The 15,642-nt window shown below is 71.1% G+C and carries 15 protein-coding genes; 6 read left to right on the top strand and 9 right to left on the bottom strand.

Annotated features, from left to right (window positions below):
* Window positions 1–33 precede the first annotated feature (33 nt).
* The gene (locus ACLJQF_RS27415; RefSeq protein WP_410612811.1) at window positions 34–1,011 is read right to left on the bottom strand and encodes a helix-turn-helix domain-containing protein; all 978 of its coding nucleotides are present in this window, start codon (window positions 1,009–1,011) and stop codon (window positions 34–36) included.
* Between the two features lie 161 nt (window positions 1,012–1,172).
* On the opposite strand from ACLJQF_RS27415, the gene ACLJQF_RS27410 reads away from it, so the two are divergent.
* From ACLJQF_RS27410 to ACLJQF_RS27395, 4 genes are all read left to right on the top strand, one after another.
* A complete protein-coding gene (locus ACLJQF_RS27410; RefSeq protein ID WP_410612809.1) occupies window positions 1,173–2,126 on the top strand; it encodes a VOC family protein in 954 nt (317 codons plus the stop codon).
* 8 nt (window positions 2,127–2,134) lie between these two features.
* Window positions 2,135–2,773, top strand: a complete 639-nt coding sequence (locus tag ACLJQF_RS27405) for an alpha/beta hydrolase (protein ID WP_410612807.1) — start codon at window positions 2,135–2,137, stop codon at window positions 2,771–2,773.
* A 161-nt stretch (window positions 2,774–2,934) separates the two neighbouring features.
* Window positions 2,935–3,933, top strand: coding sequence for a hypothetical protein (locus ACLJQF_RS27400; protein WP_410612805.1), 999 nt, complete (start codon window positions 2,935–2,937; stop codon window positions 3,931–3,933).
* A 17-nt stretch (window positions 3,934–3,950) separates the two neighbouring features.
* Complete coding sequence (locus ACLJQF_RS27395) at window positions 3,951–4,397, top strand: hypothetical protein (protein ID WP_410612803.1); 447 nt, start codon at window positions 3,951–3,953, stop codon at window positions 4,395–4,397.
* 11 nt (window positions 4,398–4,408) lie between these two features.
* Here the strand turns inward: ACLJQF_RS27395 and ACLJQF_RS27390 are convergent, their stop codons facing one another.
* Together ACLJQF_RS27390 and ACLJQF_RS27385 are read right to left on the bottom strand one after the other, a co-directional pair.
* Window positions 4,409–5,347 carry a hypothetical protein gene (locus ACLJQF_RS27390; RefSeq protein WP_410612801.1) on the bottom strand — a complete coding sequence of 313 codons (939 nt, stop codon included), beginning with the start codon at window positions 5,345–5,347 and terminating at the stop codon, window positions 4,409–4,411.
* Between the two features lie 294 nt (window positions 5,348–5,641).
* Window positions 5,642–6,259, bottom strand: a complete 618-nt coding sequence (locus ACLJQF_RS27385) for a hypothetical protein (RefSeq protein ID WP_410612799.1) — start codon at window positions 6,257–6,259, stop codon at window positions 5,642–5,644.
* A 457-nt stretch (window positions 6,260–6,716) separates the two neighbouring features.
* On the opposite strand from ACLJQF_RS27385, the gene ACLJQF_RS27380 reads away from it, so the two are divergent.
* Window positions 6,717–8,000, top strand: a complete 1,284-nt coding sequence (locus ACLJQF_RS27380; RefSeq protein ID WP_410613255.1) for an FAD-dependent oxidoreductase — start codon at window positions 6,717–6,719, stop codon at window positions 7,998–8,000.
* A gap of 39 nt (window positions 8,001–8,039) precedes the next feature.
* Here the strand turns inward: ACLJQF_RS27380 and ACLJQF_RS27375 are convergent, their stop codons facing one another.
* The 6 genes from ACLJQF_RS27375 to ACLJQF_RS27350 form a co-directional block, all read right to left on the bottom strand.
* Window positions 8,040–9,281 (bottom strand): hypothetical protein, encoded by a 1,242-nt coding sequence (locus ACLJQF_RS27375; protein ID WP_410612798.1) that lies wholly within the window; start codon window positions 9,279–9,281, stop codon window positions 8,040–8,042.
* A 136-nt stretch (window positions 9,282–9,417) separates the two neighbouring features.
* Entirely contained in the window at window positions 9,418–10,074 is a 657-nt protein-coding gene (locus ACLJQF_RS27370) for a hypothetical protein (RefSeq protein WP_410612796.1), read from the bottom strand.
* A complete protein-coding gene (locus tag ACLJQF_RS27365; protein WP_410612794.1) occupies window positions 10,071–10,925 on the bottom strand; it encodes a G1 family glutamic endopeptidase in 855 nt (284 codons plus the stop codon). The genes ACLJQF_RS27370 and ACLJQF_RS27365 overlap by 4 nt, the downstream gene beginning before the upstream one ends.
* 124 nt (window positions 10,926–11,049) lie before the next feature.
* Window positions 11,050–11,811 carry an AfsR/SARP family transcriptional regulator gene (locus ACLJQF_RS27360; RefSeq protein WP_410612792.1) on the bottom strand — a complete coding sequence of 254 codons (762 nt, stop codon included), beginning with the start codon at window positions 11,809–11,811 and terminating at the stop codon, window positions 11,050–11,052.
* A gap of 84 nt (window positions 11,812–11,895) precedes the next feature.
* Complete coding sequence (locus ACLJQF_RS27355) at window positions 11,896–14,160, bottom strand: hypothetical protein (RefSeq protein WP_410612790.1); 2,265 nt, start codon at window positions 14,158–14,160, stop codon at window positions 11,896–11,898.
* Window positions 14,161–14,244: 84 nt separating this feature from the next.
* Window positions 14,245–14,853 carry a TetR/AcrR family transcriptional regulator gene (locus ACLJQF_RS27350; RefSeq protein ID WP_410612788.1) on the bottom strand — a complete coding sequence of 203 codons (609 nt, stop codon included), beginning with the start codon at window positions 14,851–14,853 and terminating at the stop codon, window positions 14,245–14,247.
* Window positions 14,854–14,962: 109 nt separating this feature from the next.
* Between ACLJQF_RS27350 and ACLJQF_RS27345 the strand changes: the two genes are divergently transcribed.
* Complete coding sequence (locus ACLJQF_RS27345; protein ID WP_410612786.1) at window positions 14,963–15,511, top strand: hypothetical protein; 549 nt, start codon at window positions 14,963–14,965, stop codon at window positions 15,509–15,511.
* Window positions 15,512–15,642 lie beyond the last annotated feature (131 nt).

The following is a 15,642-nucleotide window of genomic DNA, read 5'->3' as shown; positions in this document are numbered from 1 at the left end:
GCCGCCGTGCCCGGTAGCTGCTGCCGATCACGGTCAGGCGAGCGCCCGGCGGCGGAACTCCGCCGGGGTGACGCCGGCGGTCGCCTTGAAGACCTGGCCGAAGTGGGACGGATCGCCGAACCCCCAGCGGGCACCGATCGCCGCGACCGGGACGTCGCGGGCGGCCGGGTTCGCGAGGTCGGCTTTGCAGGCTTCCACGCGGCGGTGCCGGATCCACCCGGCCACCGTGTGGCCGCTGTCGCGGAACAGGGCGTGCAGGTGGCGCACCGAAACGAAGCAGGCGGCCGCGATGGTCTCGACGCGCAGGTCCGGATCGGACAGTCGGGCGTCGATGTAGGCCTGCACGGCCTGCCGTCGCCGGAGCCGGTCGTCGCTGCCGGCCGGCTCGGCGATCCCGGCGTGGGCGCGCAGCATGGTCGCCGTCATGTCGAGCACGTTGCCCGCCAGCAGGATCCCGGCGGGCTGGTGCGCCGGGGCCAGCGAACCGAGGCTGAGGATGGTCGACCAGACCACGGGCGCGATGCCGTGGTCGGCGGAGAACCTGCGGGCGACCAGGTGGGCGAAGGCCGCCGCGTCGTGGGCGCCGACCGTCGCTTTGCGGAACCGCACGTTCACCGACCGGTAGTCGTCGCTGACGTCGAAGGTCAGCGGTTGCTCTGAGTCGTAGAGCGCGAACTCTCCGGCGCGCAGCGTCGTGGCCCGGCCGTCCTGGGTGACCTGCTTGGTACCGGCGAGCTGCAGGGTCAGCAGGAAGGAGGCGTCGGCGGCGCGCGTCAGGTCGTCGGGACGGCGGTGGACGGTGTGCCGCAGGCAGGCGACGCCGAACAGGCCGAGCTCGCCGACAGCCCGGTGGGTGATGGAACCGGCGAACGTCTTCGGGTTGTCGAATTCGAAGCTGAAGTGCAGCGACACACCGGCGTTGACCTGCTGTTCCCAGACACCGGGGCCGACTTTGGCCGCCGTGTCGGGCACGACGTGCCCGGTGGGCATCAGGTTCAACCAACCGGCCATGGTCGCTCCTGGAGACACTCGGGCAACGCGACCAGGGTACGCCGTCGGCGATGCCGTGCGCATCGGCGACATCGGCGTGCACGTTTCCCCGATGCCCGGGACGCCGGCCGCTCGTAGCGTGGCCCCGGAAGTGGTCGCAGCTCGACGAGGAGACGCCCGCAATGGCCTACATCGAAGGTTCCCACCACATCACGCTGTCGGTCGGCCGGGCGCAGGAGGACGTCGACTTCCACGTCAAGGTGCTGGGCATGCGGTTCATCAAGCGGACCGTGCTCTTCGACGGTTCGGTGCCGATCTACCACCTGTACTACGCGAACGCGAACGGCGATCCGTCGAGCGTGGTCACCACCTTCCCGTGGGCCCAGGTCGGGCTGTACGGCAAGCGCGGCACCAACCAGAGCCGCGAGGTGCTGCTGTCCGTTCCCGAGGGCAGCCTCGACCACTGGCACCGGCGGCTGACCGAGCACGACGTCGAGGTGCGCAACGTGGAGGCCTTCGGACGGCGGCGGCTGGCGTTCGAGCACCCGTGCGGCATCGAGTACGTGTTCGTCGCGAACGAGGGCGACGACCGGGTCGGCCACGCCGGCCACGGGGTCCCGCCGGAGTACGCGATCCACGGGCTGCACGGGCTCGGGGTGCACGTGACGACACCCGATCGCACGGTCGAGTTCGCCAACGACACCTTCTACGCCCAGGCCGGGCTGGCCGAGGACGGCGACCGGGTCGCGGTGCAGCTCGGGAAGCAAGCCCACGGCAACCACCTCGAGATCACCGTCAACCGCGCGGACGAGCAGGGGACCTGGCACTACGGGGCCGGCACCCACCACCACTTCGCCTGGAACGCCGACACCCTGCAGAACCAGGACGAACTGAAGTTCGAAGTCGAGGGCCGCGGCTACACCGACATCTCGGAGCTGAAGGACCGCAAGTACTTCAAGAGCGTTTACGTCCGGTCGCCGGCCGGTGCCCTGTTCGAACTGGCGGTCACCCACGCCGACGGTGGCTGGGACTGCGACGAATCGCCGCACGAGCTGGGGCAGCGGTTCCAGCTCCCCGAGCAGTTCGAGCACCGCCGCGAGGAACTGCTGGCGGCACTCGAGCCGATCGACGGCTGAGGGCGCCGGTGAATCCCCACCTCGGTCAGCGGGTCCTGACCTGGGGCCCGGCCGAGGCGTCCGTCGTGGTGCTCGCCGTGCACGGCCGCGGGCAGGAGCCCGAGGTGATGCGCGGGCTCACCGCGCGGTTCGGTTCGCTGCCGGCTCGGTTCGTCGCACCGGCGGCGGCGGGCGGCAGCTGGTACCCGCTTCCGTTCCTCCAGCCGATGGAGGCGAACCAGCCCCAGCTCGACGAAGCGCTCGCGGCGATCGAGGCCCGCATCGACACGCTCCTCGACACCGGGACGGCCGCCGGCGACCTGGTGCTGCTGGGCTTTTCCCAGGGCGCGTGCCTGCTGGCACACCTGCTGCTGACCCGGCCGCGACGGATCGGCGCGGTGGTGCTGCTGACCGGCGGGTTCATCGGCCCCGACCCGATCAAGGCGCCGGCCGGCACCGAGCTCGTCGGCGTGCCGGTGCTGCTGCGGAGTATCGAAGACGACCCGTGGGTGCCGGCCCACCGGGTCGCGGAGACGGGCCGCCTGTTCGAGGCGGCGGGGGCCCGGCTCGACGTGGCGATCGCGCCGGGGAACGAGCACGTCGTGACCGACGAGGCCTGCACCACGGCCGCCGACCTCATCCGCCGGCTACGGCCGCGATCCGGGTGACCCGGCGGCGAAGTACCACCGCGTGCCCCCACCCGTGCCGTCGTCGGGCCTGCCGGGCTGTCGACCCCGCGCCGCCAACTACGCCGGACGGGTGACGCGGCTCAACCTGCGAGCGTGGCGGGGCGTGGACTCGGCGTCGACCGATTCCGAGGGGGATTCGTATGTTCCGACGTGCTGCCGCGCTCACGTTCGCGGCACTCGCACTGGGCACCGCCGTCACCGCACCTTCCGCGACCGCGGCCGAGGCCTGCACCTGGACGGCGCACAAGATCGTGGCGCCCGACGGCTACTTCGACGCCGACGTCGACATCAGGGGGACCGACAGCCACGGCAACTACTCCGGTGAAGTCGGTGACCGGAGTGTCAACATGGGCAAGGTCGTGCTCTGGACCGACGGCAAGCCCCGCATCCCGGACGCGCTCGCGCCGTTCGTCTACCCGCACGTCGCCGACGAGAACTCCGCGGGAACAGTGCTGCTGGACGGCAGCCTTCCGTCGACGCCCCGGGGCGTTTACCTGTTCAGCGGCGGCCACCTCGGTCCCGGCACGCTGACCCGCCTGCCCGACCCGCCCGGATACCGGCTCGAATCGGCCGTCGCCCTCAACGACCGCGGCGACGTGCTCACTTCCGCCACGTCGCTCGAGGACGGCCACCGGGTGAGCGTCCTCTGGGCGGTCCTGGCCGTGGGACCGCGGATCATCGACGTCCCGGACCGGTACGGCATGGACCTCGACGACGACGGCACGGTGCTGCTGGGCGCCCCGGACAACCAGCTCGGCGGACTCTGGCGGGCCGGCGTGGTCACCCCGCTGACCGGCGAAGACCGTCCCGTGCTGATCCGGCAGATCCGCAACGGCGTCGTGGTCGGCACGGCGATCGACTCGTGGCCCGCTTCGCGCGCCTTGGCGTGGCACGGCCCGGCCGACCCGCGGCCCCTCGAGCAGGGCGGCACGGCGGAAGCGACCAACAAGCACGGACTGATCGCGGGCAGCCTGACCAACCTGATCGGACCGTCCGCGGTCTGGCAGGACACCAAGCTGCTCGGCCTGCTCCCCTTCCCGGACGGCGGGGACGCGGATGTGTACGTCATCGGCGACGACGGCGTGATCTTCGGCAACACCGGCGGCGACCACGCCGCGCTGCGCTGGACCTGCAAGTGACGAACGAGGGGTTTCCCATGAAATTTCCGCGCCGGACCCTGGCCGCCCTGCTGAGCATCGCAGCCGTCCTGGTGGCCGCGCCGCCCGCCGGAGCGGCCACGAACCCGTACACCCCGACCGAGGTCTGCGGAGCCGGTTACCGGGTCATCTCCTCGCTGCCGGCCAAGACCGACGGCGGGAGCAAGTGGGGCGGGGTCTACCTGCTCTACAAGTCCGGTGGCTACAACTGCGTCGTCACCATCAAGTGGTCGTTCATCGGGGTCGCCACGGACACCTTCGCCGGGCTGTACCGGGACTCCGAGGACTCGAGCCGGAACGTCTACGACCAAGGGAACTACAAGTACTACGCCGTCGTCCGGGGGTACGCGCCCCAGTGCATCAGCTACGCGGGCTGGGTCGGCGACCACGCCGGGGAAAGCGGCACGAACGCGGTCGCCGTCAGCGGCTGGGGCTGGTGCGACTGAAGGCGTCGGGCTCAGGCCGGGCGGAAGCTGCCCAGGCAGGGGTGCCCCGGAAGACCGGCTTTGGCCGGTTTGCCCGGCGGCGGGTAGCCCAGCAACCACAGCTGCCCGGTCACCGCGACGTTCGCGGCCAGCGAGATGTCGGCGACGAGCCGGAACCGCGTCTGCCGGCCGTCCGGGTACAACGCCCAGCCCGTCAGCCGGACCGCGGTGCGAGCGCGCGGCACGAAGGGCGTGTCGAGCGCGATCCGCAGTTCCACCCAGCTGTCCCCGGTGATCGGACGGCGGAGCCGCAGGCTGCCGACCACCGTCAACAGCCCCAGCATGAGGAAAACCGCGCTGCCCCCGGCGACGCCGCCCACCCCCGCCGCGTCCGCGATGGCATCGGGTTCGGGCTCCATCGACGACGCGAACGCGATCCCCGCCGCGCCCAGCACCAGCAACGTCACCCCGGTGACGGCCGCCCGCCGGACCTGGAACGCCCGGTGTGCGGCGAGCACCGGATCACGCGACGGCGGCGTCGGGGTGCGCGAGACGAACTCGGCAGGCGCTGCGCCGGAACCGGGTGCGTCCTCGATCCGCCCGGAACGCAACCACATCGCCCCCGGCGGGCGGACGAACACGCGCCGGCCCGTGCCGAGCACCCACAGCCGTCGCTCGCCCGCCAGCTGTACCCGTGGCCCGTCGGGGAGCCGGGTCCGCAGCCACCGCCCGTCCGGCAGGCGCACCGATACCCGCGAACCCTTCGTGAACAACCCGTCCGGGGCGACGTCGAGCTGGTGGTACGGCTCGCCGAAGTGACTTCGGACGCGCCGGTAGAGGCTCAGGACGTAAGTCCACATCGCCAGCATGCCTCCGAAGGCGCCGAAGTAGATGTAGGGCAGCGTGCTCCCCCACCCTTCGGTGAGCACGAGCAGCACACCCAGCATGACCAGCGCACCGCTGAGCCCCATGCGGACGATGATCAGCCCGGTCAATTTCTGGACAAACCCGGCAAACAGCGGTTCGGCCCCGGACGGCACATTCGGAATGGGTTCGTAAACGCGCACTCTGCCCATACCGGAAGTAACGTCCATGCCTTGTCCCCCATCGGTTCTCGTGCTCGGCCGCGGCAGCGTATCCGGCAGGGAAAACAGGGCTCAGGCCGCCTACCTTTCGTCCGTCATCGGCATCCGCGGGTGATCCGGCGGTGATCGTCCGGTGGGTTCTCCGTTCCTGGGGGCGGAGAACCCACCAGCCCGCCGGAGTCAACGGCAGACACCGGTACCCGTGGCATCGATCCAGACCGTGATGGTGTTCTCTCCGCTGCCGGCCGGGTCGGTGGCGACCACCCGCAACGAATGCGCGCCGACCGTCAGATCATCGGGCGCCATGATCGCGCCCTGTTGGAAAAGGTAGGCCTCTTCCAGCTCGAATTGGCCCGGGTTCAGGAACCGTTTGATCGACGTGCGCTCGGTGGCCAGCGGGGAGCCGTCGAGAAAGAATTCCAGCCGCAAAGAGCTCGCTTCCGCCTTGGCGTTCTGCATGGTGAACGACTTGTCCCCGCCGCTGACTTCCGCCACCAGGATGACGTGCCAGTCGTCCTGGCAGAAGTGCCGGCCGTCGACCGATGGCAGCACGCGGATGGACACCCGTCTGTCGAGGTCGGCCGGAGAGCCGTCGCTGACCGTGCGATGGTTCCGGATGGCGGCTCCGCCGGTGCCGCTGGCGTGCAGGACGGCTTCCGCGTCGCCGCGGCTGGTCCGGCCGGGAGCCGCCTGGGCCGGCGCGGAATTCATCACCCCCATGACCAGCAATCCGGCAACAACGGCCACCTTGACGAAAACGCCGATCGGACGATTCGCGTGACAAAAGAACGGTTTCATCGGACCTCCTCGGACGTGAGTGCCATCCAAATCGCCGGTTTCGGCGGCCAAGTTACGGGTGACACCCTGACGGGGGATGAAAGCACCTGATCGATCGGCCGCGCCGCGTCCTCGGCCGGCGCGACCCTGCGGCCGGCGCTCGGCTCGGCCTCGGTCCGAGGGTCGGTGTCCGACTCGGGGCCGTTCGCCGGCCCGCCGTCGTCCCTGAAGGACACTCGGGCCCTAGATCGGATTCTGCCCGTTTCTCCCCCAGCTCACGAGAGTTCCGCGCAGAACCGCCGGCCCTGGCGAGAGTGCGCTTGTGCGGACCGGGCTCACCTCAGTACGTTCGGGCCGCCCCCGCCCCACCGGGGAACCACCAGGGACGGATCGTCCCGCCTGGACCTGGGCCGCACCTACCGGAAAGCCTTCCGATGCCTGGTTTTTCCCGTTCCGCCCCCGGCCGGACGGTACCGGCCTGATGCCACGGACGACCTGTTGCGTGGTCGGCGGCGGCCCCGCCGGGATGATGCTCGGGCTGTTGCTGGCTCGCGCCGGAGTCGAGGTCACCGTCCTGGAAAAGCACACGGACTTCCGGGACGACTTTCGAGGCGACACCGTGCACCCCGCCACCGTGGATCTGCTCGAAGATCTCGGCCTGGGCGACCGGTTCGCGGCGCTGCCACGCTCCCGCGTCACCGAAGTGATGCTGCCCGCTCGGGCCGGCGGGTTCGAGCGCGTCGGCGACTTCGCGGCGCTGGCCCGATTCGGTGTCCGGCACCCCTACATGACGATCGTGCCCCAATGGGATCTGCTCACCCTGCTCGCGGACGCCGGGCGAGCCGAGCCGGCGTTCCGGCTGCGGATGGGCACCGAAGCGACCTCCGTCATCAAGGAGCACGGCCGGGTCGCCGGCGTTCGATACCGCGCGGACACGGGTTCCGGTACGCGCGTCGACGGCGAGATCCGGGCGGACCTCACCGTGGCCTGCGACGGCCGGCACTCTTTCCTGCGCGCCGCGTCCGGCCTGCCGGTCACCACGTACAAGGTCCCGTTCGACACCTGGTGGTTCCAGCTCTCGCGGCGGGCCGGCGAGCAGAGCGGCGTGCTGTCCCGGACCGCCGGGCGGGGACGCTTCGCGGTGGTCATCCCCCGGCCCGGTTACTTCCAGATCGGTTACGTAGCCGCCAAAGGAACCGACGGGCGGTTGCGGGCTCGCGGCATCGCGGCGTTTCGGGACGACATCGCCGAGCTCCTCCCGGACTACGCCGGCCGGGTCGGCGAACTGGTGTCGATGGACCAGGTCAAGCACCTCGACGTGCGGCTCAACCGGCTACGCCGATGGCACACCGACGGGCTCCTGTGCCTCGGCGACGCCGCGCACGCGATGTCGCCGGTCGGCGGCATGGGTGTCAACCTGGCCGTCCAGGACGCCGTGGCGGCCGCGACCACGCTGGCCGAGCCACTGCGCCGGGGCGCGGTCGGCAGCAGTGACCTCGCCCGGGTGCGCCGGCGCCGGCTACCGGCGACCGTCTTGGTCCAGACCTTGCAACGGATCATGCACGCGGATCTCGCCCGTCCGCTCGCGACCGGAGGCCTGGCCGGACCGGCCGGGCCGCTGCTCGCCGCGGCTCGGCGGTTCCCGTTGGTGCAGGCCTTGTCCGTGTACCTCGTCGGCGTCGGGTTCCGCCCCGAACGGGCGCCCGCCTTCGCCCGCCGCGCGCCGAAGCCGCAACCGGAGATCCACCAACCGGGCCGGTAACGAGGACCACCCGGCCACGCGCCGCGGGGAAGCGACGCCTCACGACGCTCCGGGCACGCCGAGCTTCCAGAACACGAACGCCGGCTCCTGCTGCACCTTGGCTTCCCGGCGCAGGCCGTCCCGGACCGCGGGGCCGAAGCCGAGGAGACTCGAGAGGGCACCGAAGAGCGTCGCCGCGGGCGGTGCGGCGCTCGCCACCCCGCCGGCGACGGCGAAGCCGGCCGTGGCCAGGACGAACGGCAGGTCACGCAGCAGAGTGTTGCGCCGCATGGCTTTCTCGATGACGCGGATGTTCGGCCGGAACACCTCGTCGAAGATCCGGGCGACGTCGGCGGGGAATCGCTCCGCGTCCGGATCCGAGCCGATCAGGTCTTCGGTCAGCGCGAGGTGCCGTCGGAAGGCGTCGAACGCCTCGTCGTTCCGCCGGATCGCGACCAGGTCCTGCGCCGGCATCCGTTCCAGGACCGGCCGGGTGAGCGTGTCGACGAAGGACAGCAATCTCGTCCCGGGATGCAGGCCGTTCATCGCGTCACGGGCCAGCCGCCAGTACGCGTCGGACGTGCTCCAGAACGTCCCGTCGACCGATTCCGCGTGCAGCAGCCCGTTCCACGTCGTCAGCGACTGCAGGGTCAGCCGCGGTTCGACGGTGAAGCGGGCGATCTCGGCGGGCCCCATGCCGAATTCCGTCCACAGCTCGCGGTCCAGCTCGATCTTCTCGTGCTCGGCCAGCAAGGGCAGCCGGTATTCGACCCACTGCGGATAGCTGTGCACGTCGTAGGCGAGCATCTCCAGGTGGTCGGCGAGGTGGTCGGTGACCGCACGTTCCACGGCTGCCACCGTTTCCTCGGCCGCCATGCGCAGCGGCCGGAACACGACGAGCCCGGCTCGCACCAGCGGCAGCACGTCCCAGATCCGGTCGAGCTGGGTCGCCAGGTGGGCCGAAAGCCGGGTCCCGGGCCGCCTGCCGAAGGTCTGCCGGTAGAAGTGGGCGAACCGCTTGATGTGGTCCTGCACGTACAGCAGCGGGTCGTCGCAGATCACCAGGTCCGCGACCAGCACCGCGCTCTTGACCTCGGCCGACCAGTCGCGCCAGGGATCGAGCGCGATGACGGCGACCCGGCCCGGTTCCGGCCGCTGCTCCTGGCCGGGCGCGGGCAACCCCGCGTAGTAGGCGCGGAGCCGCTCCAGCGCCCCTTCGGCGTTTTCGCGTTTGCTCAGGGACAACTCGAGTTCGGGGAGCAGGTCGTCGAGGAACCGGCTGTATTCGCTGTCCGGGGCCATCACTGACCATGGGCGTTGTCGGGCCGGGTGCGGGCGATCTCCGCGGCGGACACGAGGGCACGCATGAAGGCACTCTACGGCGGAATCGCGGTAGCGGGCGAGTCCGCTACCGCGCGCCGTGAGTAACCCGTGAGGGTCAGCCGGTGGTGCCCGGAGGGCGGGCGCACGCGGCCAGCACGGTGCCGCCCATCTTGATCCGGAGCTGGGTCGCCGTGGCCTCGCCGAACAGCTGCCCGGTCGGGACCAGTGGTGGCGGCCCGGGACAGAGGATCGTGCCGTTGTCACTGCGGTAGATGCCGAGCCCGGCGACCGTGGTGCCGGTGGGAGCGAAGACGAAGAACGCGTCTCCGGTCCCGATGCTGAACTGGACGCCCGGTGAGCTCACCGCCGCCGAACCGGCCAGGACGGACAGGATCGGCCGCTCGGTCGGTGGCGTGGTGGTGAAGTCCACCAGGGACACCGAGCGGGTACCGCCGCCGGTCGGCGTCTCCAGGAACAGGACGTGGTTGTGGGTACCGATGAACATGTACCTCGACACGCCGAGGGTCTGGTGGAAGACCGACCCGGTCGGGCCGGCGGCGACCAGTCCCGGCACCCCGGTGGTGGTCCTGGTGACCGTCCGGTCGCCCATGGTGGTGGTCGGCGCCGAAGACCAGGCGAGCGCGGCACTGTTGGTGAACAGCCCGGTGGAAATGGTGATCGGGTTCGCGGCCACCGCCGGTGCCACGGCCGTGACCACCACGGTCGTCAGGACGGCGCACACCACCATGGCCGCGCGCCGGACCGGGCTCACTGGTGCGCCCAGGTGACCGCGAAGTTCTGACCGTTCCGGCTGGCGCCCTCGGTCACGGCGTACGTGGTCGTCGCGTCCTGCTCCTGGATCCTGGTCCGCTGCCAGGTCGAGCTCGCGGTCATCGACCCGCCGTGGCCCGCGTCGTCGGAGGCGACGGCGTTGCCCATCAGCGCCCGGCCGTAGTTCGCGAGCGGGAAGAGGTCGCTGGTCCCGAAGCGGCCCGGTACCTCGACGATCCATTCGGCGCTGTTCCGGGAGCAGACGAGGCCGGCTGCGCACGTCTGGGTCGTGGAGAAACTGGTGTGCTGAGTGGCGTCCGCGACGGTGATCGTGAACTTCCCGGTCGTCGAGTCGTAAGCGACGTCCGCGCTGACGGAGTCGCCGGCGTCGATGGTCAGGACCGGCTGGATCGCGTTGGTCGGGAACATCTCCCACCACAGCTGGTAGATCGGCGTGCTGTTGACGCACCTGGCCGAGCTGCCGCCCTGCTCGACCGTGCCGTTGGTCCACCCGTCGAAGCCGACCCAGAACACCGCCCAGGCGTCCGCCGCCGGGCAGGTGACCGGACGCTGGGTCCACGACGCGTGCACGTGGGTGAAGGTGGCGGCGGGCGTGGACAACGACGTGATGGCGTAGCCGGCCCAGTTCCGCGAGGTCGCGTTGACCAGCGGACCGGCCACCGCGGGCGCGGACCCGCCGGGCACGTCCGGGTGCTGGGCCGCGCCGGCGAACGGGCTGCCGGCGTATCCGAGGGGTGTTTTCGCGGCGCTCGCGGGCGCCGTCGCCCCGGCGCCGGCCACGACCGCCGCTGCCACGAGGGCGGTGAGCGGCAGGAGCCGTCGAAGTTTCATGGGAGTCCTGTCTGCGAAGATCGGCGCCGGCTTCGGCATCCGGCCCTCGCCCGACTCTGCCAAGCGGCGCTGAAACGGCCCTGAGCCGAAGCTGAAACCCGGTGGTCGGCACGCTGCACGGCGATCACGGCGAACAACCGGCCGGCAGCCGGACGGCGAGCGCGGGGTCCTGCCGCAGGATCGCGATTTCCAGGTCACGTAGCCGCTGGTTGGGGTCGATGCCGAGGTTGTCGGCCAAGGTCCGGCGCAGCCTGCGGTACACGCCGAGCGCGTCGGCCTGCCGGCCGGTGCGGTACAGCGCGAACATCAGCTGCGCGTGCACCTGCTCGTCGAACGGGCGCGCGCGGGCCAGCCGCTCCAGGTCCGGTTCCAGCTGGGCGTGCTCGCCGAGGGCCAGCCTGGCCCGGATCAGCGCCAGCTGGGCTCGCGTGCGCAACGCCTCCAGACCGGCCGCCTGCTCGTCCAGCCACGCCACCCCGCCGACGTCGATCAGCGAGCGGTCCCGCCACAGGCTCAGCGCGGTGCGCAAGGTCGCGGCACTCCGCGCCGGGTCGTCACCGCGCTCGCCCCGCTCGACCAGGCGCCGCGCCTCGCTCACGTCCGTCGCGCCGCGCCCGGGATCCAGCAGGTAACCCGGTGATCGGGCGACGATGGCGTTCCGGTCACCGAGCACGCGCCGGAGGGCGGACACGTGGCTTTGCAGGGTGTTCGGCGACACCCTGCCCGCCTGGTCGCCCCACACGGCTTCGATGAGCCGGCGCCTGCCGACTATTCCGCCGCCGTGCAGGGCGAGTACGGCAAGGACCGCTCGCCGCCGCAGTCCCGAAATCGACACCGGCACACCGCCGACGACGGCGTCGACCGGGCCGAGCAATCTGACACGCACGTGGCCTCCCGCCCCTCGTGGGGACGAGCCCGTCCCCCAGGGGCGACGATCGCATGCTCCGTCGACAATCCGTCGACAGTCCGATCACGGCACCAGAGTCGGCGGGCTGAGGCTCACCGCCCCGGAGCCGGGCGGGCCGACCGTGACACCAGCCCGGTAGGTCCGGGTCACGCCGCCGCGGGTGACCCGGATGTCGTACGTCGCCGACTTCAGGAATTTCTCGATCAGGCCCTGGTCGAGGGCCAGGCGGGTGAGGATCTTCTTGTCGCCGCTGGTGAGCATGCCGCGGATGAACGGCGACAGCTCGTCGCCGTTGAACGTCGTGTACGCCACCGAAAAATCGACGTCCGCGCCCGCCTTGAACTCCCGGCGCATGAAGCCCTCGATGTGGTTGTTGGCGAACTGGTTCGCCCGCTCCGGCGCCAGGAAGATCGGGTACGCCTCACGCCCGAGCCCGGGGCCGTGGATGTGGTACCGGATGTAGTCGATCAAGCCGTACTTGCTGCCCAGGTGCAGCAGCGACTCGTCACCGCCCCTGGCGAGCGCGGCGGTCACCCGGCTCCAGTTCAAGGTGCGGCTGATCGTCTGGATCCGGGACGCCATCTGGGACAGGACCAGCATTCCCTGCACCCGGTTGCGAGCGACCGCGGACAAGCCGAGAGTGCTCAGGTCCAGCAGCAGATCCAGTTGCACGGCGCCGCGCTGCCCGGCCCGCCCGGCCGGCATCAGCGCCGGCCACTTCGCGCCGCGCAGGGCCGAGCCGGCCTGGCCCGCGGTCCGCGCGATACCGGACGCGGCGGCGGACACGTAGGGCAGTGCGCTCGTGATGAGCGTGAACACCATCGCGGCGCGCTTCGCGTCCGCCTGCTCGCGCGCGGCCTGCGCCGCGTCCTTGCTCGCCATCTGGGCGGCGGCCGCCGCACCCAGCATGTCCGCCCGCCGGTTCGCCGCGACCGAGTCCGCGACGGCGCCGCCGGCCGCGGCCACGTCCATCACCGCGAGGAACGCACCGGCGGCGGGGGCGGCCGGAGTCAGCAACGCCAGCATCGCGACCACGTTCGCGACCGCGAGTCCCAGCTCGGCCTGGGCCTTCGCCTTCTCCGCCTCGGTGATCTTCTTGTTGTACAGGTCCACGAAGTACTTCACGCCGGCGGTCGACCAGTCCCGTCGGCCGGGCTCGCCGCCCAGCAACCGGCTGATCGACGGGCCGAGGATCTTCCAGTCCACCTTGCCCGGCGTGCCGAGCATGGTCAGGAACGTCTTCGCGTCGGTGGCGTTCTGCTGCGCGGTCCGGATGATCGCGTCGGTCGCGACGGCCTCGGACTGGCCGGACAGCGCGCTGACCGATTTCAGCTCGTGCCGTTCGTGCAGCACGGCGAGGTTGGCGTCCTCGGCCAGCATCGCCGCCATCAGTTCCTTGAACGTCCCGGCGTTCTCGACGCACTGCCGGTGGACGTCGCGCAGCACGCCCAGCGCGACGTCGTCGATCTCCCCGCCCCGCTTGCGTTCGTACTCGACGTCGAGGTTCGGGTCGAACAGCACCGGCGAGAGCTGCTCCCCCGGCGGCCCCGCGTCGGTGCGCGCGGCGTCCCGGCCATCCGGTCCGGGCAGCAGCACGGGCGACGGGGCGACCGGCGGCCCGGGCGGGGCCAGCAGGCTGATGTCGGTGCGCCGCATGCCCACCTGCGCCCCGCGCAGGATGTCCGGCCAGTTCTCGAGGAAGTCGACCACCGTCGCCGCGTCGACCAGGTTGCCCGCGTCGGCCAGCGGTTTGGGGGTGGTGTCGCGGCTCACCAGTTTGCCCTTGTCCTCGACCCCGCCCGGGTCGCTGTGCTCGGCCGGCCTCCTGGACTGGTTCTCCTTGGCTTTGTCCTCCTTGGCTTTCTGCAGGTCCTGGGCGAGGTTCTCGAGGCGGATGACCTGCGAGCCCAGTGTGGACTGCGACAGCGCCACGGTGTCGGAGGCGAACCCCGACAGCAGCGGGCGGGCGGCCGCGACCGGGTCGATCTTCTCCTTGGTGACCGACCGGTCCCACAGGTCCTTGTACGCCGGATCCGCGATGGCCTCGGGCAGCTGCAGCCCGAGCTTCGCCCAGAGCTCCTCCAGGGTGCTGTTGAACGGGATCAGGCTGTCGAGTTCCTTTTTGATCGGCGCGGCCTGGCTGGTGTCGACCTGCCGGGACACCCGCAGCGCGCCGGGGCGTTGCAGGAACCGGCCGACCGCCTGGTTGCCGGCCAGCCGCTGCAGGCGCAGGAGTCCGCCGCCACCGGATCCGGGCGGGTCGCGGTGCTTGCCGGCCGGGTGCGCACGGGCGACCGGTGGGGCGAGTCCCTCCACGTGCTCCGCCATGGCTCCACGGTACGTCCGCGGCGTCCGGTTCCGCGCCGGCCGGCAGCCGCCTTTCCGGGCAGCCCGGGCTGCCCGCAAAGGCAGTCAGGCGTACAGGGTCGTCCGGATGATGTCGGTCAGGGCGTCGACGACGTGCTCGTCCTGGGCCGGTTCGGTGCCGCGGACGAGTTGGTAGCCCGCGCGTTCGACCATCCAGGTGAGGATGGCGGCGGTCTCGGCCGGGCGGACCGGGCGCATCACGCCGGCCACCTGGCCGCGTTCGATCGCCTCGCGGGTGGCGTCGATGATGGCCTGCATCAGCGTGCGCACCTCGGCCGCGACGGCCGGGTCGTAGGCCGCGGTCTCGGTGATGATCGTGAAGGAGGCGGCGCGCCGGCGGTAGACCGCGACGATCGCGGTGACGGCCGCGGTGAGGCCGGCCGGGTCGGCCGTCTCCCACCAGGTGCTCGACACCTCCCGCAGCTCGGCCAGCACCGACCTGGCCAGCCGCCGGACGAGGTCGCCCTTGTCCTCGAAGTGGACGTAGAAGGTCGAGCGGGAGATGCCGGCCGCGCCGGCCAGCCGTTCGACGCTGAGCTCGGTGAAGGCCTCGCCGGCGCCGACGAGCTCCTCGGTGGCGGCGAACAGACGTCGCTCGAGCTCCTCTCGGCGGTCCTGGCGTTTGCGGCCGGTCGGCCGGGTCACTGAAGGCACGACCGGATCATAACCGGACAGCAAATCCGGACACACTGTCCGGACACTGTGTCTTGACGCGATGTCCGAGCTCGGCGCATGCTGGGCGGACGAACCCGGGGAGGCAGTCATGCTGGTGTTTAAGGCAGTGTTGTGGGCGCTTTGGGGCGTCGGCGTCCTGAACATCGTGGCGCTGTTGGTGAGCATGGCGGCGTGCTGGCTCCAGGAGCGCCGAGGCAACAAGAACCTGGAAATGCTCCCGCTCGCCGTGGCCATCTTCGCCGTGGGGACGACGTCCGTGGGCTGCTTGAGCGGTCTCGTGCTGATCCTGCTGTCCGACGCGGGCGCGGTCCTCGTGGTCCTCATCGCCGGCACGGTCGTCCAGCTCGTCGGCCCGGCGGTCCTCGTCACGGCTCTGCTCAGCAGGCTGTGGGCGGCCTGGCAAACCCGCAGGACGCTCCTGCACAAGGAGGAGGTCGTCCGCCTGATCGAGGCCGGCATCGTCAGCTCCTTCCGGCGGCGGTTCGGCATGGTGAAGCTGTCCATCCATCCCGGTGCGGTCAAGGAATTCCCGTGGCGGACCCGCCACGCCCGTTGGGAGGACTACCCCGCGTTCGTGACCGCGAAGGAGCGCCTGGTCCAACGCGGGAACATCCCCTACGTCCGAAAACCGCGCTAGTACTGCAGGGCGAGATCCTTGTTCGGTGCGGCCGAAGACAGCCTGCCAGGACAATCCTGGACGCCGGCCTGCCCAGTCTGCCGCAGCTGGTCGTGAGTGGTAATTCGGGTTAGAACCCGAATTACCACACA

The sequence above is a fragment of the Amycolatopsis sp. lyj-109 genome, from assembly GCF_046548995.1.
Classification (GTDB): Bacteria; Actinomycetota; Actinomycetes; order Mycobacteriales; family Pseudonocardiaceae; genus Amycolatopsis.
The sequence above is the reverse complement of the archived record's forward strand: the minus strand, read 5'-3'. Positions and strand labels throughout refer to the sequence as shown.

Coding starts and splice junctions, on each gene's coding strand:
- ACLJQF_RS27415 (WP_410612811.1), bottom strand. CDS start 1,011: ATGGCCGGTTGGTTGAACCTGATGCCCACCGGGCACGTCGTGCCCGAC.
- ACLJQF_RS27410 (WP_410612809.1), top strand. CDS start 1,173: ATGGCCTACATCGAAGGTTCCCACCACATCACGCTGTCGGTCGGCCGG.
- ACLJQF_RS27400 (WP_410612805.1), top strand. CDS start 2,935: ATGTTCCGACGTGCTGCCGCGCTCACGTTCGCGGCACTCGCACTGGGC.
- ACLJQF_RS27395 (WP_410612803.1), top strand. CDS start 3,951: ATGAAATTTCCGCGCCGGACCCTGGCCGCCCTGCTGAGCATCGCAGCC.
- ACLJQF_RS27390 (WP_410612801.1), bottom strand. CDS start 5,347: ATGGGGCTCAGCGGTGCGCTGGTCATGCTGGGTGTGCTGCTCGTGCTC.
- ACLJQF_RS27385 (WP_410612799.1), bottom strand. CDS start 6,259: ATGAAACCGTTCTTTTGTCACGCGAATCGTCCGATCGGCGTTTTCGTC.
- ACLJQF_RS27375 (WP_410612798.1), bottom strand. CDS start 9,281: ATGGCCCCGGACAGCGAATACAGCCGGTTCCTCGACGACCTGCTCCCC.
- ACLJQF_RS27365 (WP_410612794.1), bottom strand. CDS start 10,925: ATGAAACTTCGACGGCTCCTGCCGCTCACCGCCCTCGTGGCAGCGGCG.
- ACLJQF_RS27355 (WP_410612790.1), bottom strand. CDS start 14,160: ATGGCGGAGCACGTGGAGGGACTCGCCCCACCGGTCGCCCGTGCGCAC.
- ACLJQF_RS27345 (WP_410612786.1), top strand. CDS start 14,963: ATGCTGGTGTTTAAGGCAGTGTTGTGGGCGCTTTGGGGCGTCGGCGTC.